At 76.6% G+C, this 19765-nt stretch carries 20 protein-coding genes; 11 read left to right on the top strand and 9 right to left on the bottom strand.

What is annotated here, in order from left to right:
• Positions 1-2 precede the first annotated feature (2 nt).
• The 4 genes from FN207_RS04550 to FN207_RS04565 are packed head-to-tail and all read left to right on the top strand — an operon-like array spanning position 3 to position 2771.
• Positions 3-623 carry a TetR/AcrR family transcriptional regulator gene (locus FN207_RS04550; RefSeq protein WP_142457083.1) on the top strand — a complete coding sequence of 207 codons (621 nt, stop codon included), beginning with the start codon at positions 3-5 and terminating at the stop codon, positions 621-623.
• Positions 620-1057, top strand: a complete 438-nt coding sequence (locus FN207_RS04555; RefSeq protein ID WP_142457084.1) for a PaaI family thioesterase — start codon at positions 620-622, stop codon at positions 1055-1057. Before FN207_RS04550 ends, FN207_RS04555 begins: the two co-directional genes overlap by 4 nt.
• Before the next feature lie 42 nt (positions 1058-1099).
• The gene (locus FN207_RS04560) at positions 1100-1765 is read left to right on the top strand and encodes a GntR family transcriptional regulator (protein WP_425459841.1); all 666 of its coding nucleotides are present in this window, start codon (positions 1100-1102) and stop codon (positions 1763-1765) included.
• Positions 1749-2771 carry a 1-aminocyclopropane-1-carboxylate deaminase gene (locus FN207_RS04565; RefSeq protein WP_142457086.1) on the top strand — a complete coding sequence of 341 codons (1023 nt, stop codon included), beginning with the start codon at positions 1749-1751 and terminating at the stop codon, positions 2769-2771. The genes FN207_RS04560 and FN207_RS04565 overlap by 17 nt, the downstream gene beginning before the upstream one ends.
• On the opposite strand, the gene FN207_RS04570 is transcribed toward FN207_RS04565, so the two are convergent.
• The 4 genes from FN207_RS04570 to FN207_RS04585 form a co-directional block, all read right to left on the bottom strand.
• Positions 2750-3253 (bottom strand): hemerythrin domain-containing protein, encoded by a 504-nt coding sequence (locus tag FN207_RS04570; protein ID WP_221888022.1) that lies wholly within the window; start codon positions 3251-3253, stop codon positions 2750-2752. The genes FN207_RS04565 and FN207_RS04570 overlap by 22 nt on opposite strands.
• Before the next feature lie 155 nt (positions 3254-3408).
• A complete protein-coding gene (locus FN207_RS04575) occupies positions 3409-4107 on the bottom strand; it encodes a serine aminopeptidase domain-containing protein (RefSeq protein WP_142457088.1) in 699 nt (232 codons plus the stop codon).
• A complete protein-coding gene (locus tag FN207_RS04580) occupies positions 4104-4343 on the bottom strand; it encodes a hypothetical protein (protein ID WP_246065758.1) in 240 nt (79 codons plus the stop codon). The genes FN207_RS04575 and FN207_RS04580 overlap by 4 nt, the downstream gene beginning before the upstream one ends.
• 5 nt (positions 4344-4348) lie before the next feature.
• Positions 4349-5371, bottom strand: coding sequence for an NADP-dependent oxidoreductase (locus FN207_RS04585; protein WP_221888023.1), 1023 nt, complete (start codon positions 5369-5371; stop codon positions 4349-4351).
• Positions 5372-5665: 294 nt separating this feature from the next.
• Between FN207_RS04585 and FN207_RS26850 the strand changes: the two genes are divergently transcribed.
• From FN207_RS26850 to FN207_RS04600, 3 genes are all read left to right on the top strand, one after another.
• A complete protein-coding gene (locus tag FN207_RS26850; RefSeq protein ID WP_246065759.1) occupies positions 5666-5797 on the top strand; it encodes a peptide-methionine (S)-S-oxide reductase in 132 nt (43 codons plus the stop codon).
• Positions 5798-5875: 78 nt separating this feature from the next.
• Positions 5876-6793, top strand: coding sequence for a haloalkane dehalogenase (locus tag FN207_RS04595; protein WP_142457091.1), 918 nt, complete (start codon positions 5876-5878; stop codon positions 6791-6793).
• A 9-nt stretch (positions 6794-6802) separates the two neighbouring features.
• Entirely contained in the window at positions 6803-7918 is a 1116-nt protein-coding gene (locus FN207_RS04600; RefSeq protein ID WP_142457092.1) for a class I SAM-dependent methyltransferase, read from the top strand.
• A 55-nt stretch (positions 7919-7973) separates the two neighbouring features.
• Here the strand turns inward: FN207_RS04600 and FN207_RS04605 are convergent, their stop codons facing one another.
• Positions 7974-8468, bottom strand: coding sequence for a phosphoribosyltransferase (locus FN207_RS04605; protein WP_142457093.1), 495 nt, complete (start codon positions 8466-8468; stop codon positions 7974-7976).
• Between the two features lie 131 nt (positions 8469-8599).
• On the opposite strand from FN207_RS04605, the gene FN207_RS04610 reads away from it, so the two are divergent.
• A complete protein-coding gene (locus FN207_RS04610; protein WP_142457094.1) occupies positions 8600-8989 on the top strand; it encodes a DoxX family protein in 390 nt (129 codons plus the stop codon).
• A gap of 6 nt (positions 8990-8995) precedes the next feature.
• On the opposite strand, the gene pucL is transcribed toward FN207_RS04610, so the two are convergent.
• The 4 genes from pucL to uraD are packed head-to-tail and all read right to left on the bottom strand — an operon-like array spanning position 8996 to position 11682.
• Positions 8996-9901, bottom strand: a complete 906-nt coding sequence (gene pucL / locus FN207_RS04615) for a factor-independent urate hydroxylase (protein WP_142457095.1) — start codon at positions 9899-9901, stop codon at positions 8996-8998.
• A 55-nt stretch (positions 9902-9956) separates the two neighbouring features.
• Positions 9957-10856 (bottom strand): arginase family protein, encoded by a 900-nt coding sequence (locus FN207_RS04620; protein WP_142457096.1) that lies wholly within the window; start codon positions 10854-10856, stop codon positions 9957-9959.
• A 14-nt stretch (positions 10857-10870) separates the two neighbouring features.
• On the bottom strand, positions 10871-11188 hold the full coding sequence (uraH, locus tag FN207_RS04625) for a hydroxyisourate hydrolase (RefSeq protein ID WP_142457097.1): 318 nt from the start codon (positions 11186-11188) through the stop codon (positions 10871-10873).
• The gene (gene uraD / locus FN207_RS04630) at positions 11185-11682 is read right to left on the bottom strand and encodes a 2-oxo-4-hydroxy-4-carboxy-5-ureidoimidazoline decarboxylase (RefSeq protein WP_221888024.1); all 498 of its coding nucleotides are present in this window, start codon (positions 11680-11682) and stop codon (positions 11185-11187) included. Before uraD ends, uraH begins: the two co-directional genes overlap by 4 nt.
• Positions 11683-11727: 45 nt before the next feature.
• Here uraD and aceB point away from each other — a divergent pair, with 45 nt between their 5' ends.
• From aceB to FN207_RS04645, 3 genes are all read left to right on the top strand, one after another.
• On the top strand, positions 11728-13299 hold the full coding sequence (gene aceB, locus FN207_RS04635) for a malate synthase A (protein ID WP_142457099.1): 1572 nt from the start codon (positions 11728-11730) through the stop codon (positions 13297-13299).
• 77 nt (positions 13300-13376) lie between these two features.
• A complete protein-coding gene (locus tag FN207_RS04640) occupies positions 13377-14603 on the top strand; it encodes a DUF6986 family protein (RefSeq protein WP_142457100.1) in 1227 nt (408 codons plus the stop codon).
• A gap of 21 nt (positions 14604-14624) precedes the next feature.
• Complete coding sequence (locus tag FN207_RS04645; protein ID WP_142457101.1) at positions 14625-19733, top strand: SpoIIE family protein phosphatase; 5109 nt, start codon at positions 14625-14627, stop codon at positions 19731-19733.
• The last annotated feature ends 32 nt before the right edge of the window (positions 19734-19765 follow it).

The raw sequence follows: 19765 nt of genomic DNA on the forward strand, positions 1-19765 counted from the left end.
CCATGACGGCTGCCCAGCAGGTCACGCCCGACCGCATCGCCATCGCCGGGCTGCGACTGTTCGCCGAACGTGGCTACGCCGGGACCTCGATGGAGGAGGTCCGGCGCGCGGCGGGGATCTCCAACGGCAGCCTCTACCACCACTTCCCGTCCCGGGCGCACCTCGCGGCGCGGCTCGTCCTCGACGGCATGGGGCAGTGCCAGGACGGCGTGCGGCGGGTCCTGGCCGCCGCGGGCTCCGCGGAGGCGGGCATCCGGGGCGTCATCGAGGACCAGTCGGGCTGGGTGGAGGACCATGCCGACCTCGCGCGCCTGCTGTACGGCGAGCTCCCCGACGACGTCCTCCTCGCCGCCGAGCCGCGGTTCGGCGAGGACAACCGCCGCTACGTCGAGGACGTCGGCGGCTGGCTGCGCGCCCGGGCCGAGCGCGGCGAGCTCCGGCGCCTCCCGTTCCCCGTGACCCACGCCCTGTGGCTGGGACCGGCCCAGGAGCTGGCGCGCCAGTGGCTGCAGGGCCGATCGCGGATCCCACCCCGGGAAGCGGCCCGCGACCTGGCCGAGGGGGCCTGGCGTGCCCTGGCCGGTTCCACCCCCACCGCAACGGCGCAGGAGGGCACGGCATGACGACGACAGAGGACGGCCTGCGCAGGGACGTCGCCGAAGCTGTCCTGCGGCTGCCGGCGGCCGCAGCCCTCGGCTTCGCCTTCGAGGAGCTCGCCGACGGCCGTGCCGTGACCCGGCTGGGGTGGCGGCCCGAGCACTCGCACGCGCCGGGGGCGTTCCAGGCCAACCCGATCGCGGCGCTGGCGGACTTCACCGGCGTCAGTGCCGGCGTCACCCTGCTGCCGGCCGGTGCGACGGCGGCCACCGCGGACTACACGGTCAAGTTCCTCAGCGAGGCCCGCGGGGAGGCCCTCGTCGCCCGCGGCCGGGTCGTGCGTCCCGGCACCACCCTGACGGTCGCTGCCGTCGACGTGTTCGCCGTGTCCGGGGGGCGGGAGGAGCTGTGCGCCACCGCTCTCGTCACCATGCGGAACACCCGCCCCCGTGCTGCCTGAGAGGGCTTGACGGATCTACCGCTGACATCTGAGATGTCAGTTGTGACCGCACCGCTCGTCCCCGTCGGCCGGGTGCTGCTGCGCGACCAGGCGCTGGTCCGCATCCGGACGGCGATCGTCAGCGGCGAGCTCCCGCCCGGCTCGGTGGTCAAGGACGCCGACCTCGCCGCCCGCCTCGGCCTGTCGGTGGCCCCGGTGCGCGCCGCGCTGGCCCGGCTGGTCGACGAGGGGCTGGTCGAGGCCAAGCCGCAGAGCCACACCCGCGTCACGCCGCTGCGGCCGCGGCAGGTGCGCGACGCCGCCGTCGTGGTCCGGGCGATGCACGAGCTCGCCGCGCGCGAGGGCGCCGGGCGGACGACGGCCGACGACGTCGTCGCCATGGGCGTGGCCAACGCGCGGTTCGCCGCCGCGGTCGACGCCGGTGACCTCGACGCCGCGCTCGACGCCGACGACGACCTGCACGCCGTCCTGCTCGCCCGCGCCGGCAACACCGCGCTGACGGCGACCGTCGAGCGGTTCACGCCCACCATCCGCCGGCTGGAGCGGGCCCGCTTCGCCGCGGCGCACGGCCGGGAGTCGGTCGCGCTGCACGACCGCCTGATCGCCGCCTGCGCGGCCGGGGACGTCGACGCCGCCGTCGCCACGACCACCGAGATCTGGACGGCGCTGCTGTCCGGACTGGAGGAGACCGATGACGACGCTGGCTGACTTCCCCCGCACCCCGCTGCTGTTCGGGCCCTCGCCGGTGCACCGGCTGGACCGGCTGACCGCGCACCTGGGCGGGGCCGCGGTGTGGGCCAAGCGGGAGGACTGCAACTCCGGGATCGCCTACGGAGGCAACAAGACCCGCAAGCTCGAGTACCTCGTCGCCGATGCGCTCGCCCGGGGCTGCGACACGCTCGTGTCCATCGGTGGCGTGCAGAGCAACCACACCCGGCAGGTGGCCGCCGTCGCCGCGCACGTCGGGCTGTCGTGCGTGCTGGTGCAGGAGAGCTGGGTGGACTGGCCCGACGCCGTCTACGACAAGGTCGGCAACATCCTGGTCAGCCGGCTGGCCGGGGCCGACGTGCGGCTGGTCAAGGCCGGCTTCGGCATCGGGTTCAAGGAGAGCTGGGAGACCGCGCTCGCCGAGATCGAGGCGCGCGGAGGCAAGCCGTACGCCATCCCGGCCGGTGCCAGCGACCACCCGCTCGGCGGGCACGGCTTCGCCAACTGGGCGCTGGAGGTGGCGCAGCAGGAGGCCGAGCTGGGCGTCTTCTTCGACACCGTCGTCGTCTGCTCGGTCACCGGATCCACGCAGGCCGGGATGGTCGCCGGGTTCGCGCTGCTGGAGGAGCAGGGCGCCCGGCCGCGGCGGGTGCTGGGCGTCGACGCCTCCGCCAAGCCCGCCGAGACCCGCGACCAGGTGCTGCGCATCGCCCAGCGCACCGCCCGCGCCATCGGGGTGCAGCGCGAGCTGACCCTCGACGACGTCGAGCTCGACGAGCGCTTCCACGGCGGCGTCTACGGCATCCCCGACGCCGCGACGATCCGCGCGATGGAGACCGCCGCCCGCACCGAGGGCATGGTCACCGACCCCGTGTACGAGGGGAAGTCGATGGCCGCCACGATCGACCTGGTCGGCCGCGGCGAGATCGACCCGTCGTCGACCGTGCTCTACGCCCACCTCGGCGGACAGCCCGCGCTCAACGGCTACAGCGCGCTGTTCTCCTGAGTGAGGACCCCCCTGCCCCCCACCGCTCGCACGCTCGCGGGGGGATCCTGCAGGGGGGCCACGCCGGGAAGCCGGTCCAGGGCGGCGGTGATCCGGCGCTCCTCGAAGGAGAAGTGCGACTCGACGATCGCCGCGAGGCCCTCGAGCTCCCCGGCCAGCCGCGGCGAGGTGCCCGAGGCCGCGAGCTCGCCGGCCAGCTCCTCGACGCGGGCGAGGATGCCGGAGATCCACACGTGGTCCTCGGCCATCTTCTCGAGCACCGGTTCCAGCTCGGGGAACCGCTGCGCCAGCGCGGGGAAGGCGCCGGCGTCCTCGCCGGTGTGGTGGGCGGTCAGCGCGGCGCAGAACGCCAGGCAGTGGGCGGGCAGCGTGCGGCGAGCGTCCGGAGGCGCGCCGCCGGACGCGGCGGTGCGGAGGGCGCGCAGGTCGGCGCGGAGGGTGTCGTGGATGCGGCGCAGCTCGGCGCCGAGGGGGTGGGGCACGTGAGTCCTGTCCAGGGGAGGTGCGGGGGAGGGGGCGGGGACAGGACGACGAGGGCGGGCTCCGGGCCCGCCGCGGGCTCACCCGGCGGCCGGGGACCCGATCCGTGCGCGGCGCGAGGCCGACCCGGCAGTCACGGCGGGGAGGGTAGCGGGACTCACAGCGCCACGGCGAGCCCCTCCGGGGGCGGCGCGTCCAGGGCGGCGCGGACGTCTCGGGCCTCCGGGGCGAGGCCGGCACCGGCCAGGACGACGTCGCGGACCAGCGCGTGCCACCGGCCGACCGCGCGCACCATCCCGTGCCCGCCGGGCAGCGTGAACCGGGCGACCCGCACGCCGGCCCGGTGCGCCCGGACGGCGTACTCCTCCGACAGCCGTGCGGGCACCCACCGGTCGCCGCGGCCGTGCGCCAGGACGACGGTGCGCCCGCGCAGGTGGGCGACCGGCTCGCCGGGCGGCGTCCACGGCGCCAGCCCGCAGACGGCGGTCACCGACGGGTCGTCGCCGGCCCGCAGGACCGCCCGGCCGCCCATCGAGTGCCCGACGAGTACCACCGGGACGTCCCCGTGCCGCTCGCGCACCTGGTCCAGCGCCCAGCGGACGTCGGCGTGCGCGTCGGCGGCCGCGCCGTTCCAGCCGGCCACGCGGTAACGGACGACGTAGGCCTCCACGCCGCGGCCGGCGGCGGCGCGGGACACCGCCTCCTGGATCGCGCGCATGCGCACCAGCGACAGCGCCCGCTCCCGCGGGGGTTCCACGCTGGCCACGGTGCCGCCGTGCGCGAAGACCGCGACCGCGCGGGTGGGCGCGGTCGCGGGGGTGTGGTCGAGGGCGGGGACCCGGGCGGCGGTCGTCACCGGCGGCGGCGCCTGCCCCCGCGCAGCCGGGCGCGTGCCCGGTCGCCGAGGTCACCGGCCTGCAGCAGCGCCCGGCTGACCGGCGTGGACCCGCCGCGCCGCTCGAGCGCGGTCCCGACCCGCCGCAGCAGCCCGGTGGCCAGGGGGACGAGGACGGTCAGGATGAGCCAGACGCGCAGGCGCCGGGTGAGGAAGAGCCACATGCCCAGGCCCTTCCCGGCACCCGCCGCTCGCAACCGCCTCAGTCGGGGTCGGGCGCCAGGCGGACGACCATCTTCCCGGTGTTGGCGCCCTTCAGGAGGTCGAGGAAGGCGGGGACGGCGTTGTCGAGACCCTCGTAGACGGTCTCCCGCACGACCAGCTGGCCCGAGCGGATCCACCCGGACACCGTCTCGGTGAACTCCTGCCGCAGGTCGTTGTGGTCGCCCACGAGCAGGCCGCTCACCGCCAGCCGCTTGGAGATCATCAGGGAGCTGAAGTTCTTCGGGCCGGGCACCGCCTCGGTGGCGTTGTAGTTCGAGATGGAGCCGCAGATCACCGCCCGGCCGTGCACGTGCAGCGCCCCCAGCGCGGCGTCGAGGTGCTCGCCGCCGACGTTGTCGAAGAAGACGTCGATGCCGTCGGGCGCGGCCTGCGCGAGCAGGTCCTTCACCTTCCCGTCGTGGTAGTCGAAGGCGGCGGTGAAGCCGATCTCGCGCAGCCAGGCCACCTTCTCCGGGCTGCCGGCGCTGCCGACGACCGCCGAGGCACCGCGCAGCTTCGCGAACTGGCCGACCGCGCTGCCCACCGCCCCGGCCGCGCCGGACACGAAGACGGCGTCGCCCTCGCGGAAGGGGGCGACCCGGAACAGGCCGGCATAGGCGGTCTGCCCGGGCATGCCCAGGATGCCGAGGGAGTAGGTGAGCGGCAGGTCCTCGTTCGGCGGCAGCTGCCGGACCGCGCGGGCGTCGAGGACGGCGACGTCGCGCCAGGCGGCGTCGGTGAGGACCAGCGCGCCCTCGGGGACGTCGGGGGAGCGCGACTCGACCACCCGGCCGACCGCGCCGCCCTTCATGACCTCGCCGACCTCCCACGGCGCCGCGTAGGACGGGCCCAGCCGCATCCGCCCGCGCATGTAGGGGTCCACCGACATGGCGACCATCCGCACCACCACCTGTCCCTCGGCGGGGTCGGGGTGCTCGACCTCGACCAGTGCGAAGTCCTCGGGGGTCGGCTCGCCGTGGGGACGGGCGGCCAGGTGCCACTCTCGGGCGGTGATGGGCACGGGGCGCTCCCTGCGTCGTCGGGTGGGGTGCGGGACCGATCCTGCCGCCGGCGCGACCGGGGCGGCCCGGCGGGTGGCGCGGCGCACCTGGGCTCGGATCATGTTGTTCTCCCGGTACAGGACCCGGCCGGTGTCCCGGGACGACGCGCTGCCGGGTCGGCCCGATCCCCTCCCGCACGTCCCCGAGACCCAGGCGGTGAACGGCAACCGCATCCAGCCGCCGTTCCCCGAGGGGATGCAGACGCCGTCTTCGGCGCGGGCTGCTTCTGGGGCGTCGAGAAGGTGTTCCGGCAGGTGCCGAGCGTCCACTCCACCGCCGCCGGCTACGCGGGCGGCTACACGCCCGACCCGACCTACGAGGAGGTCTGCTCGGCGCGCACCGGGCACACCGAGGTCGTCCTCGTCGTGTTCGACCCCGGCGTCTGAGCCCCGCGGCATAGGAAGCTCTACGCACGTCCTGGGCGCCGGGACGTGCGTAGAGCTTCCTTTGCCTGAGGGGTCTGCATGGACGTCGTCCGCACGCCGGAGGAGCGGTTCGCCGCGCTGCCGGACTTCCCGTACCCGCCCACGTACGTCACCTTCGACGGCGGTGACGGCACGATGCTGCGGGTCGCGGTCGTCGACACCGGCCCGGCCGACGGCGAGGTCGTGCTCCTGCTGCACGGCGAGCCGTCGTGGTCCTTCCTCTGGCGCCGGGTCGTCCCGGAGCTCACCGCCGCCGGGCTGCGCGTCGTCGCGCCCGACCTGGTGGGCTTCGGCCGCTCGGACAAACCCACCGACCCGGCCGTCTACAGCTACGCGGCGCACGTCGAGTGGATGCGGCAGACGCTGTTCGAGGGCCTCGGCCTGGTCGACGTCACGCTGGTCGGCCAGGACTGGGGCGGGCTGATCGGCCTGCGGCTGGTGGCCGAGCACCCCGACCGGTTCGCCCGTGTCGTGGTCGCCAACACCGGCCTGCCCACCGGCGACGCCCCGATGAGCGAGGCGTTCCTCGCCTGGCAGCGGTTCGCCACCACCGCGCCCGCCTTCGACGTCGGCCGGATCGTGTCCAACGGGACGGTCACCGGCCTGCCGCCCGAGGTGGTCGCCGCCTACGACGCGCCGTTCCCCGACGAGGCGTCGAAGGCCGGCGCCCGCGTCTTCCCCGCGCTGGTGCCGACGGCGCCCGACGACCCCGCCGCGGCCGCCAACCGCGCCGCCTGGGAGGTGCTCGCCCGTTGGGACAGGCCCTTCCTCACCGCGTTCTCCGACGGCGACCCCATCACCGGCGGCGGTGACCGTGTGTTCCAGCGGGTCGTGCCCGGGGCGCGGGGCGTGCCGCACACGACCCTGCGCGGGGGTGGGCACTTCCTGCAGGAGGACGTCGGCCCGGAGCTGGGTCGCGTCGTGGCCGCGTTCGTCGCCGCCACGCCCCGCCCCTGAGCGGCAGAGATGGCCATCTCTGCCGCTGAGGTCCTGGACCGGCTGCGCCGGGAGCCCGACGTCGAGGCGCCGGACCTGGTCGCCGTCGACGCCACCGACCGGCTGCTGCTCGACACCGCCGAGCGGCTGCCGGAGCAGCGGGTGGTCGTCGTCGACGACGCGTACGGCGCGCTCACCCTCGGCGCGGTCGCGGCCGGGGCGCGCGACGTGCGGGTGTCGCAGGACCTGCTGGTCGGCGAGCGGGCGCTCGAGCTCAACGCCGGGCGCTGCGGCCTGGCCGGCACCTACCGCTCCGCGCCCCTGGACACCGGGCTGTTCGACGGCGCGACCCTCGTGCTGGCCCGCGCGCCCCGGGCCCTCGACGCGCTGCGCGAGCTCACCGAGCTGGCCGCCGCGACCGCCGACCCGGGGGTGACCGTGCTGGTCGGCGGCCGGATCAAGCACATGACCCTCGGCATGAACGACGTGCTGCGGGCCGGGTTCACCGAGGTCTCGGCCACCCTGGCGCGGCAGAAGTCGCGGGTGCTGGTGGCCCGCGGGCCGCGGCCGGACGTGCGGCCCTCCTTCCCGCGCTGCCGGCACGACGACGCCCTGGACCTCGACGTCTGCGCGCACGGTGCGGCCTTCGCCGGCACCCGCGTCGACGACGGCACCCGGCTGCTGCTCGGCGCCCTCGACACCGCCGCCCCCGGCGCCCGCATCGCGATCGACCTGGGCTGCGGCACCGGCGTGCTGGCCGCCGCCCTCGCCCGCGCGCGGCCCGACCTGACGGTGACGGCCACCGACCAGTCGGCCGCCGCGGTGAGCTCGGCGCGGGCCACGCTGGCGCGCGCCGGGCTCGACCGGGTGCGGGTCCTGCGCGACGACGCCGCCTCGACCCTGCCCGACGCCGGCGCGGACCTCGTCGTCTGCAACCCGCCGTTCCACCTGGGCGCGGCCGTGGTGACGGCGGCCGCCGACCGGCTGTTCACCGCCGCCGCGCGGCTGCTGCGGCCCGGCGGCGAGCTGTGGACGGTCTACAACAACCGGCTGCCGCACCGGGCGGCGCTGCGGCGGCTCGTCGGCCCGACCCGTGCCGCCGCGAGCGACCGCCGGTACACGGTGACGGTGTCGACGCGCGGGTAGCCGGCTCAGAGGGTCAGGGCCAGGACCGGCTGCGGCGCGGCGGCGACCGGGGCGCTCAGTGCGCGGGGCGGGCGCTGCGGGTGCGTACCGGGGGCTGGGACGACCACGGGAAGTCGATCCAGGCGTCGGTGCGACGCCACACGTAGTCGCACGTGACCAGGGACCGGGACTTCTCGTAGACGACGGCCGTCCGCACCGCCGACACGTAGCCGGCGCAGAAGTCGCGCACCAGCTCCAGTGTCCTGCCGGTGTCGGCGACGTCGTCGGCGACCAGCACGTTCGCCCCGGTCAGGTCGACGGCGTCCAGCGTCGGCGGGAGCACCACCGGCAGGTCCAGCCGCTCGTCGACGCCGGTGTAGAACTCGACGTTCATCACGAACAGGTTCTTGACGTCGAGCGCGTAGCCCAGCGCCCCGCCGAGGAACAGCCCGCCGCGGGCGATCGACAGGATGAGGTCGGGCTCGAAGCCGTCGTCGGCCACCTGCTGCGCCAGCTCGCGCGCCGCCGTCCCGAACAGGTCGTAGGTCAGGACCTCGCGCTCGTCGCCCACGCCGGCCGATGGTGCCAGCGGCCGCCCCGGGGACGGTGGGCAGGGTCGTGTTCAACCGTCTGGTTGACGACCGAGGCAGCCGCTGGCTACGGTTGCTCAACCATTCGGTTGACAACGCTCGGGAGGGCGACATGACCAGCACCTCGATCCCCCGGACCTCCGCCGGCGGCCGCGCCGCCACCGCCGCCCTCTGGGCCGGCCAGGCGCTGCTCGCGGCGGTCTTCGCCGGGGCCGGCCTGGCGAAGCTGGCCGGCGACCCCGCCATGGTCGAGATGTTCGCCGACGTGGGGGCCGGTCAGTGGCTGCGCTTCCTGGTCGGGACCTGCGAGGTCGCCGGTGCGGTCGGGGTCCTGGTGCCCCGCCTCGCCGTCGCCGCCGCCGGTGGGCTGGCACTGCTCATGGTCGGGGCGACGGTCACCAACGTGGCAGTGCTGGAGGCGAGCCCGCTCCCGTCCGCCGCGCTGCTCGTCCTGGCCGTGCTCGTCGCGTGGGGCCGGCGGGCGGCGGCGCCGCGCTCCTGAGGTCGGTCAGCAGGAGCCCGGGGTGCCCAGCCACGCGACCTCCGCGGGCGGGACGTCGTCGCGCAGCACGGCGCCCTCGATGAGGCCGTAGGGCCGGTCGTCGGCGTGGTAGACGAGCACGTCGTCCTCGCCCGGGGTGTTGGACAGGCCGTACGCCGAGAGGTCCTGCAGGAAGTGGTGCCGGTTCGGCATCGACATCCGCACCTCGGCGACGTCGCCGAACCGCTCGAGCACCGCCTCGCCCATCGCGTACAGCGTCTGCTGCAGGGCGAGGGAGTGCGTGGCGGCGAAGGTCTCCACCAGCGTCGTCCGGACGCCGTCGTACACCGCGTCCCAGTCGAGGTCGAGCGAGGTGTAGCGCCAGCGGGCGGTGACCGCGGTGGCCAGGACGCGGTCGCGGGTCTCGGCCAGCGTCGTGTAGCGGTCGCGCGGGAAGCCCCAGAACTCCGAGCCGGTGGTCTTGAGGACGACGAGGTCGGTGAGCCCGGCGAGCACGTGGAGGTCGTTCCCGTCAGCGGTGACCACCGCCGTCCGGACCTCCCCGCCGGGGCGGCGGAAGGCGTGCATGTGCGGCTGCCCGCCGACGGCGATCCGCTCCCAGCCGTAGGACTCCACGGCCACCCGGGCACCGGTGATCCAGTCGTAGGAGCCGGCGAAGTGCCGCGCCAGGCGCAGTCCGAACGCCTCCGGGGAGCCGACGCCGTCGCGGGCGAAGGCGAAGACGGTGTTCTTCTGCGCGTCGGTGGTGAGGACGTGCGCGTTGTCGCCGTCGGTGTGCGCCGCCGCGAAGTCCCCGCGCAGGCTGCTGCTGACGTTGAGGTCGACCAGCTCGTGGGAGGCCCTGCTGCGGTCGACCGCGACGACGCGGACCTCCGCCTTCCCGTACTGGTTGGGTCCGAGCACGATCGCCATGCCGCGCAGCCTGCCCCACGCGGGTTGCGCCGGTGTTGCACGTGGAACCGGCGGGTCAGGGGAGCGCGGCGGCCAGTTGCCCGGCCAGCCGGACCACGTCCTCGGCGCAGCCGCCGTCCGGGTCCTGCTCGGGGTCGTAGATCGCCACGCTCCAGCCGGCGCAGCCGGGCACCTCGAGCGCGCCCAGCAGCAGGCCGGTCAGGTCCGCCCAGCCCAGGCCGCCGGGGTCGTCCGGGACGCCGGGCAGCCCCTGCGCCGGGAAGACGACGGGGTCCAGGACGTCGAGGTCGACGTGCAGCCACCACCGGGCCGACGCGGCGGCCACGTGCCCCGCCGCCTCCCGCCCGGCCGCGCGCGGGGCGGCGGCCACCTCGCCGGCGTCGCGCAGCCAGACGCCGGCGTCCCGCAGCGAGCCGACGGCGAACGATGCCCGCCAGTCGCGGTCGCGGGGGCCGAGCACCGCCAGGGCCGCCGGGTCGAGCGCGCCGCGACGGCGGGCGAGCGGACCGGTGAGCAGCCGGCCGGTGAGCCCGAGCAGCAGCCCGATCTCGGTGTTGGCCGCCTCGCCGTCCTCGGAGACGTCCAGCGGCACCGCGTCCTCGTGGCCGTCGACGAACACCAGGCCCGCGGTCCCGGCCGCCTCCCGCAGGCCGGCGACCGTCCCGAGGAGCAGGGCGCAGTCGCCGCCGTGGACGACCGGGAGGCGGCCGGCGGCGACGGCCGCGGCGACCCGCGCGGCGAGCTGGTCCGTGGCCGACACCAGGGCCGCCTCGTTGAGCAGGCCGCCGGCGGGACCCCGCTCCGCGACGGGCTCCGGGAGGTCCAGCAGGGTGTCGCGGGCGGGGGAGCCGAGCGCCGCGGCGAGCCCGGCCCGGCGCAGGGCGGCCGCGGCGAGGGCCTGGTTGCCGGGCCGGCCGTAGCCGTCGAACGGCACCCCGACGAGCTCGACCTCCACCGCGGCGCGCCCGGTCAGCTGCCGCGGTAGGTGGAGTAGGCGAACGGGGAGAGCAGCAGCGGCACGTGGTGGTGGGCGGCGGGCTCGGCCACGGTGAACGTCAGCGTGACCTCCGGCCAGAACGCCGTCGTCCCGCGTGCGGTGAACCAGGCGCCGGTGGCGAAGACCAGCCGGTGCGGCCCGGCCGGCGTGGCCTCCTCGGTCAGCCGGCAGCGGCCGTCGTCGTCGGTCACGCCCTCGGCCAGCAGGGAGTCCCCCGCGAGCAGGCGGATGGCGATCCCCGCGGCCGGGCGCCCGTCGACGGCGTCGAGCACGTGCGTGGACACGCTCACGAGACGAGCCCCTCCACCCGGAGCTCGGTGATCTGCGCCAGCTGCTCGACCACCTCGGCCCGCTCGGCCTCCTCGTCGTTGTCCAGCCGGCGGCGCAGCTCGGCGAGCATCTCGTCGGGGGAGCGACCGGCCGCGCGGATCAGGTAGACGTGCCCGAAGCGCTCCTCGTAGGCGCGGTTGCCCTCGACGATCGCGGCGCGGGTGTCGTCGTCGGCGCCGCCCATCGAGCCCTGCTCGCGGCGGGAGGCCTGCGCCTCGGCCGAGGAGCCCTCCACCCGGTCGCCGATCCGCGGATGCGCCACCAGGGCCATCTGCACCTCGTCCCAGGGCAGGGCGCGGGCGACCTCCCCGGCGCGGCGGACCAGCGTGCCGGCGTCGGGGAACGGGCGGCCGGCGACCAGCTCGGCGGCGAAGCGGGGGGCGGCGTTGCAGCCGCGCAGCGCCTCGACGGCGGCGTCGGCGGGCTCGCTGTTGAACTCGTCGAGGCGGGACACGGTGACAGGATGGCAGCTCATCCGGGCAGGCAGAGGGGACGACCGATGACGGACGTGCGCGTGGAGGGCCCCGACGTCGAGCGGGGCGGGGAGGTCCTCACCCCGGAGGCGCTGGAGTTCGTCGCCGACCTGCAGCGCCGCTTCGGGGCCCAGCGCGACGCCCTGCTGGCCGCCCGGGCCACCCGGCGGGCCGAGATCGCCACCGCCCGGTGGCTCGACTTCCGCCCCGAGACCGCCGACGTCCGCGACGGCGACTGGCAGGTCCCCCCGCCGCCGCCCGGGCTCGTCGACCGCCGCGTGGAGATCACCGGCCCCACGGAGCCGAAGATGGCGGTCAACGCGCTCAACTGCGGCGCCGACGTCTGGCTCGCCGACCTCGAGGACGCCAACACCCCGCACTGGCGCAACGTCGTCACCGGGCAGCAGGTCCTGCGCGACGCCGTCCGCCGTCAGCTGGCGTTCACCACCCCCGAGGGCCGGGAGTACCGGCTGCGCGAGGACGGCGACCTGCCCACGATCGTCCCGCGCCCGCGCGGCTGGCACCTGCCCGAGCGGCACCTGCTGGTCGACGGGCAGCCGGCGGTGGGCGCGCTGGTCGACGCCGGGCTGTACCTGTTCCACAACGCCGCCGAGCAGCTCGAGCGCGGCAGCGGCCCGTACTTCTACCTCCCGAAGATGGAGGGCCACCTCGAGGCCGGGCTGTGGAAGGTCGTGTTCGACCACGCCGAGCAGGTCCTCGGGATCCCCGAGGGCTCGATCCGCGCCACGATGCTGATCGAGACCATCCCGGCCGCCTTCGAGATGGAGGAGATGCTGCACGCGCTGGGCAGCCACGCCACCGGCCTCAACGCCGGCCGCTGGGACTACCTGTTCAGCGTCATCAAGGTCTTCCGCGAGGCCGGGCCGGAGTTCGTGCTCCCCGACCGGGCGGCGGTCACGATGACCGCGCCGATGATGCGGGCCTACACCGACCAGCTCGTCGCCGTCTGCCACCGCCGCGGCGCCATGGCCATCGGCGGCATGGCCGCGGCCATCCCCAGCCGGAAGGACGCCGAGGCCAACGAGCGCGCGGTGGCGAAGGTCCGCGAGGACAAGACCCGCGAGGCCGGCGACGGCTTCGACGGCTCCTGGGTGGCCCACCCGGACCTCGTCCCCGTCTGCCGCGAGGCCTTCGACGCCGTCCTGGGCGGGCGGCCCAACCAGCTCGACCGGCAGCGGCCCGAGGTGTCGGTGACCGCGGCCCAGCTGCTCGACGTCGCCGGGGTCCCGGGCGGGCGCACGCTCACCGGGCTGCGGGCCAACGTCGAGGTGGCCATCCGCTACCTGGCCGCGTGGCTGGGCGGCAACGGCGCTGTCGGCATCCACGGCCTCATGGAGGACGCCGCCACCGCCGAGATCAGCCGCTCGCAGGTGTGGCAGTGGGTGCACGCCGGCGTCGAGCTCGACACCGGCGAGACGGTGACGGAGGACCTGGTCCGCCGGGTCGTGGCCGAGGAGGTCGAGGGCATCGGCGACCTGCCGCACCTCGACGACGCCCGCCGGCTGTTCGAGCAGGTCGCGCTCGCGCAGGACTTCCCCGACTTCCTGACGCTGCCGGCGTACGAGCTGATCGATTGAAGGACCCCCGTGCCCCCCACCACTCGCGAGCTCGCGGCGGGACCCTGCACGAGGGCCGAGCCAACCCGAGCTGCGCCATGACCCTGGGGGAGGACGTCTACGCCGAGCTCGACCGGCGGCTGGCCCCCGTCGACGCCGCGCGCACCGCCGCGTACCCGGGCGAGCGGCCCGGCCGGCAGCCGGTGCACACCTGCTACGTCCCCGCCGACGCCGTCGTCCCCGGGCTGGCCGCCGCCTGGGGCGCCGCCGCGCTGGCCGCCCTCGACGAACACGGCCTGCCCGACCTCGGGTACGACGCCGGTCTGCTGGCTCAGGTGCTGCCGCGGGTGCGCGCCAAGCTCGCCGACGAGCCGGTCGAGGACCTGCGGGTCGACGCCGAGGACGGCTACCGCGGCCGGCCGGAGGCCGAGGACGGCGACGTCGTGCGCGCGGCGGAGGCGGTCGCCGCCGACCTCGCCGCCGGCACGGCCCCGCCGTCGGTCGGGATCCGCGCCAAGTCGCTCGAGGGCCCCACCCGCCGCCGCGGCGTCCGCTCCCTCGACCTCTTCCTCTCCTCCGTCCGCGCAAAGACGGCGGTCGTCACCCTGCCCAAGGTCACCGACGTCGAGCAGGTGCGTGCCTTCCTCCCCGTCCTCGACGCGCTGGAGGACGCCCACGGCGTCGCGCTGGACCTGGAGCTGCAGGTGGAGACGCCGCAGGCGGTGCTCGGCGCCGACGGTGCGGTGACGCTGGCCCGCATGGTGCACGCGGCCGGCCCGCGGCTGACCGGGCTGCACCACGGCACCTACGACTACAGCGCGGCGTTGGGCATCGCGGCCGCGCACCAGTCCTCCGACCACCCGGCGCTCGACCTCGCCAAGCAGCTCATGCAGGTCGCCGTCGCGGGCACGGGCGCGCGGGCGGTCGACGGCTCCACGAACCTGCTGCCCGTCGGCCCGCGCGAGCAGGTGCACACCGGCTGGCGGGTGCACGCCGGGCTGGTCCGGCGGGCGCTCGAGCGCGGCCTCTACCAGGGCTGGGACCTCCACCCCGCCCAGCTGGTCACCCGCTACGTGGCCACCTACGCGTTCTTCCGGGGCGCCCTGCCGGCGGCGGCCGCGCGGCTGACGGCCTACGTCGAGCGGGCCGACGCCGGGGTCCTCGACGAGCCGGCCACCGCGCGGGCGCTGGCCGGGGTGGTGCTGCGCGGGCTGGACTGCGGCGCCGTCGACGCGGCCGAGGTCACCGCGGCCACCGGCCTGGACCGCCCGGCCCTCGACGCGCTGGCCGGACGGGGCGCGGCGCGCCCGGGGAGCAGCGCCTAGGCTGCCTGCCGTGGTGGCACGGTGACGGGGGGTGCGGCCGTCTCGTTGTTCGCCGGCGGCGGCGAGGTGGGCCGGGAGATGGCCGCCCGCGACTGGGCGGACACCCCGCTCGGACCGGCCGACCGGTGGCCCCCGGCCCTGCGCAACCTGGTGCGCATCGTCCTGACCTCGCGGTTCCCGATGTGGGCCGCCTGGGGCCCGGAGCTGTCGTTCCTCTACAACGACGCCTACCAACGGGACACGCTGCAGGGCAAGCACCCGTGGGCGCTCGGACGTCCGGCGTCGCAGGTGTGGGCGGAGATCTGGGACGCCGTCGGCCCGCGGATCGAGTCGGTCCTGGCCACCGGGACCGCCACCTGGGACGAGGACCTGCTGCTGTTCCTGGAGCGCAGCGGCTACCCGGAGGAGACCTACCACACCTTCTCCTACAGCCCGGTCGCCGACGACGACGGCCGCACCGCCGGGATGCTCTGCGTCGTCACCGAGAACACCGACCGGGTGCTCGCCGAGCGGCGCATGGCCTGCCTGCGCGACCTCGCGACCGCGATCGCCGGGACGCGGACCGAGGACGAGGTCCTGGCCGCCGTCGGGCAGCAGCTGGCCCGCAACGACGCCGACCTGCCCTTCTCGGCCACCTACCTCGTCGACGACGACGGCACCGCCCGGCTGGGCACCACGACCGGCCTCACCCCGGGCGCCCCGGCCGCGCCGGAGACGCTGACCGACGACACGGTGTGGCCGCTGTCGCGGCTGCGCGCCGGCGAGCAGGCCGTCGTCGACCTCGGGGGGATCCCCGGCCTGCCCACCGGCGCCTGGGACCGTCCGCCGTCGCAGGCGCTCGCGGTGCCGGTCGCCTCCCCGGTCGCCGACGCCGCCGCGGTCGCCGGCTTCCTGGTCGTGGGGCTCAACCCGCACCGCGCGCGCGACGAGGCCTACACCGGCTTCCTCGAGCTGGTCGCCGGCCAGATCGCCTCCGGGCTGGCCAACGCCGGCAGCCACGCGGCCGAGCGCCGCCGCGCCGAGGCCCTCGCCGAGCTCGACCGCGCCAAGACCGACTTCTTCAGCAACGTCAGCCACGAGTTCCGCACCCCGCTGACGCTGATCATGGGCCCGGTAGCCGAGCTGCGGGCCTCCGCGGCGGCCACGGCCGACCCGCGGGTGGCCGAGGAGCTCGAGGTGGTCGAGCGCAACGCGCTGCGGCTGCAGAAGCTGGTCAACACGCTGCTCGACTTCTCGCGCATCCAGGCCGGCCGCATCGACGCGCGCTTCGAGCCGGTCGACCTGGCCGCGACCACCGCCGAACTGGCCAGCGTCTTCCGCTCCGCCGTCGACCGGGCCGGCCTGCGGCTGACCGTCGACTGCCCGCCCCTGTCCGGGCCGGTCCACGTCGACCGGGACATGTGGGAGAAGGTCGTCCTCAACCTGCTCTCCAACGCCCTGAAGTTCACCTTCGCGGGCGGCATCACCGTGCGGCTGCGGCAGGACGACGGCGCCGCGGTCCTCAGCGTCGCCGACACCGGCACCGGCATCCCCGCCGCCGAGCTGCCCCGGCTGTTCGAGCGCTTCACCCGCGTCTCCGGCGCCCGGGCGCGCTCCGGGGAGGGCAGCGGCATCGGGCTGGCGATGGTCCGCGAGCTGGTGGCCCTGCACGGCGGCACGGTCGAGGTGGACAGCACGCCCGACGTCGGGACCACCTTCACCGTCACCGTGCCCCTGGGCACCGCGCACCTGCCCGCCGACCGGCTGGCCCCCGCGGCCGGCGAGGCGCCGGCGATCTCGCCCGGGGCCACGCCGTTCGTCGCCGAGGCGCTGCGCTGGCTGCCGTCGGCGGCCGACGACGTCCCCGCGTCCGCGCCCGGCTCGCAGGGCAGCCGCGCCGGCCGGGTACTGGTGGCCGACGACAACGGCGACATGCGCGACTACGTGGTGCGGCTGCTCGCACCGGTGCACGAGGTCCGCGCGGTCGCCGACGGGCAGGCGGCCCTGGAGGCGGCCCTGGCCGACCCGCCCGACCTCGTCGTCAGCGACGTCATGATGCCGCGGCTGGACGGCATGCAGCTGCTCGCCGCCCTGCGCGCGGACCCCCGCACGTCCCGGGTCCCCGTCGTCCTGCTCTCGGCCCGCGCCGGCCAGGAGGCCGCCGTCGAGGGGCTGGCCGCCGGCGCCGACGACTACCTGGTCAAGCCCTTCTCCGCCCAGGAGCTGCTCGCCCGCGTCGACGCCCACCTGCAGCTCGGCCGCGCCCGCCGCGAGGCCGAGGAGCGGTTCACCACGATGGCCGACCTCGCGCCGGCCCTGATCTGGGTGGCCGACGGCTCCGGCCGGCGCGAGTTCCTCAACGCCGGCTGGACGGCGTTCACCGGCCGGTCCCCGGAGGACGAGCTCGGCGAGGGGTGGCAGGCCGGGCTGCACCCCGACGACGCCCGGCGCTACGCCGGCACCGTGGCGGCGGCGACGGCGGCGGGGGAGGGCTGGGAGGTCGAGTTCCGGCTGCGTCGCGCCGACGGCGCCTTCCACTGGCTGCTCGAGCGCGCCGTCCCGATCGGCGGCGGTGCCGCCGACGGTGCCGGGGGCTGGGTGGGCAGCTGCACCGACATCAACGCCCGCTACCAGGAGACCGAGCGGCAGACGCTGCTCGCCGAGGTCGGCACGGCGCTCGACCGCGAGACCGAGGTCGATCGGCAGCTGGCCGGCCTGGCGCAGCTGGTGGTCGACCGCCGCCTGGCCGACGTCTGCACCGCGCGGGTCGTCGGCCCGGACGGGCAGCTCCGCTACGCCGGCCGCGCGGGCGTCGAGGGGACCTCCGAGCAGCTGGCCGGGCTGCAGCCGCACGGCGGGCTGGGCGTCGAGGTGCTCGACACCGGCGCGCCGCTGCTGCGCCCGCACCTGTCGGGCAACGGCGACGGCAACGGCAACGGCAACGGCAATGGCGGCGTCCGGCTGGACCTCAGCTCGGCCCTGCTGGTGCCGCTCACCGTCCGCGGGCGGGTGCGGGCCGTGCTGGCGCTGGGCCGCCGCGACGACGCCCCGCCCTTCCACGACGACGACCGCGCGCTGGTCGAGGAGATCGCCGCCCGCGCCGCGCTCGCCCTGGACAACGCGCTGCTGCTCGCCGAGGAGCGGGCCGCGGCGCGGCGCCTGGGCCTGCTGCAGCGGGTGACCGCCGAGCTGTCGGCCGCCACGACCCCGGTGGAGGTGGCCGAGGCGGCGGCCGCCTCCGTCCTCTCGCTCACCGGCAGCGGCAGCCGCGTCGGCGTCCACGAGCTCGACGACACCGGCCGCACCCTGCGCCTGCTCGCGTTCGCCGGGCCCCCGGCCGACGACGCGCAGCGGTTCACCGAGATCCCGCTGAGCACGCCGCTGGCGCTCACCCGGGCGGTCACCGGGCGTCGCGCGGTGTGGATCGAGGACGTCCCGGACCGGGTGGACGGCGGTCCCGGGTCCGTCGTGGCGCTGCCGCTGCAGGTCGCCGGCCGGGTGGTCGGCGTCCTCGGCGTCGGCTCCCCCGAGAGCGGGCGGCTCGGGCCGGCCGAGCGCGGCATGCTGCTGGCGGTCGCCGAGCAGTGCGCCTCGGCGCTGGACCGCGCCCGTCTCTACCGCGCCGAGCAGGACATCGCCTCCACCCTCCAGCTCAGCCTGCTGCCCGCCGCGGTGCCCCGGCTGGAGCGGCTCGCGCTGGCCGCCGAGTACCTGCCCGGCGCCGCGGGCACCTCGGCGGGCGGCGACTGGTACGACGTCGTGGAGCTGGGCGGCGGCCGGGTGGCCATCGCCGTCGGCGACGTCGTCGGCCAGGGCCCCGCGGCGGCCGCGGTCATGGGCCAGCTGCGCAGCGCGCTGTCGGCGGCGCTGCTGCAGGGCAGCCCGCCGGCGGAGGCCCTCGAGCTGCTCGACCGCTTCGCCGCCCGGCTGCCCGGCGCGCTGGCCTCGACGGCGGCGTGCCTGGTGCTCGACTGGAACGCCGGCACCGTGCGGTGGGCGCGGGCCGGCCACCCGCCGCCGCTGCTGGTCACCGACGGCGCGGCGACCTTCCTCGAGGAGGGCGGGGGTGCGGTCCTCGGCGCGCCCGGCCGGCGGCCCTACGTCGAGGGCGCCGCCACGGTCCTGCCCGGGACGACGCTGTTGCTCTACACCGACGGGCTGGTCGAGCGCCGCGGCGAGTCGCTCGACACCGGCCTGCGCCGCGTGGCCGAGGCCGCCGCGCGCCTCGGCGGCGCCGAGCCGCGCCGGCTGACCCGCGCGCTGCTGGCCGAGGTGCTCGACGAGTCGGCGCTGCCCGACGACGTCGCGGTCATCGCCGCCCGGCTGATCCCGCCGCCGCTGCACGAGATGCTGCGCGCCGAGCCCGCCCGGCTGCGCGGGGTGCGCCGCCGGGTGACCGCCTGGGCGCTGGCCGCCGGGCTGACCGGCGACTCCCTCGACGACCTGCAACTGGCCCTCGGCGAGGCGCTGGCCAACGCCGTCGAGCACGCCTACGCCGCCACCGCCGGCGAGGGCCGCTGCGAGTACCGGCTGGAGCGGGCCGCCGACGGCAGCGTCGACGTCTGCGTCCGCGACGAGGGCGTGTGGCGGCCCGCGCCGGCCGACAGGGGGTACCGCGGACGCGGGCTGGAGCTCATCTCCGCGCTGGCCACCGACGTCGAGGTCGGCCGCACCGTCGACGACGGCGGCAGCGAGGGCGCGGGGACCACCGTCCACTTCCGCTTCGTCCCGGCCGGTCCCGGACCGGACGGACCGGTCGTGCGGGGCGCCGGTCGGCGGGCCGACGCCGAGCCCGCCCGCCTGGCGGTGGACCGCGGCACCGGCAGCGTGCGCCTCGCGCTCTCCGGCGAGGTCGACCTGGCCGCCACGCCGGCCCTGCGCGCGGAGGCCCTGCGCGCCCTCGACGGCGCCCCGGACGGCACGCGGGTGCTCCTCGACCTGGACGCGGTCACCTACCTGGCCAGCGCCGGCGTCGGCCTGGCGCTCGAGCTGCTGCGGGTGGCGGGCGCGCGCCGCCTGGTCGTCCGGGTGCGCACCCGGGAGGGGTCCGCGCCGGCCCGCGTCCTCGCCCTGGCCGGAGTGGACACCGGCGCCGGACCCGGCTCCGCCGACGGCGCGCGGGGGAGCCGGTCCACCTCCCGGGGGACGTGAGGCGCACCCCGGAGGCGCGCCCATGGGTACGT

The organism is Geodermatophilus aquaeductus (assembly GCF_900182545.1).
Classification (GTDB): Bacteria; Actinomycetota; Actinomycetes; order Mycobacteriales; family Geodermatophilaceae; genus Geodermatophilus; species Geodermatophilus aquaeductus.

Excerpts from the sequence above, each read along its gene's own strand:
- FN207_RS04550 (WP_142457083.1), top strand. The coding sequence starts at position 3 with ATGACGGCTGCCCAGCAGGTCACGCCCGACCGCATCGCCATCGCCGGG.
- FN207_RS04555 (WP_142457084.1), top strand. The coding sequence starts at position 620 with ATGACGACGACAGAGGACGGCCTGCGCAGGGACGTCGCCGAAGCTGTC.
- FN207_RS04565 (WP_142457086.1), top strand. The coding sequence starts at position 1,749 with ATGACGACGCTGGCTGACTTCCCCCGCACCCCGCTGCTGTTCGGGCCC.
- FN207_RS04595 (WP_142457091.1), top strand. The coding sequence starts at position 5,876 with ATGGACGTCGTCCGCACGCCGGAGGAGCGGTTCGCCGCGCTGCCGGAC.
- FN207_RS04600 (WP_142457092.1), top strand. The coding sequence starts at position 6,803 with ATGGCCATCTCTGCCGCTGAGGTCCTGGACCGGCTGCGCCGGGAGCCC.
- FN207_RS04610 (WP_142457094.1), top strand. The coding sequence starts at position 8,600 with ATGACCAGCACCTCGATCCCCCGGACCTCCGCCGGCGGCCGCGCCGCC.
- pucL (WP_142457095.1), bottom strand. The coding sequence starts at position 9,901 with ATGGCGATCGTGCTCGGACCCAACCAGTACGGGAAGGCGGAGGTCCGC.
- aceB (WP_142457099.1), top strand. The coding sequence starts at position 11,728 with ATGACGGACGTGCGCGTGGAGGGCCCCGACGTCGAGCGGGGCGGGGAG.
- FN207_RS04640 (WP_142457100.1), top strand. The coding sequence starts at position 13,377 with ATGACCCTGGGGGAGGACGTCTACGCCGAGCTCGACCGGCGGCTGGCC.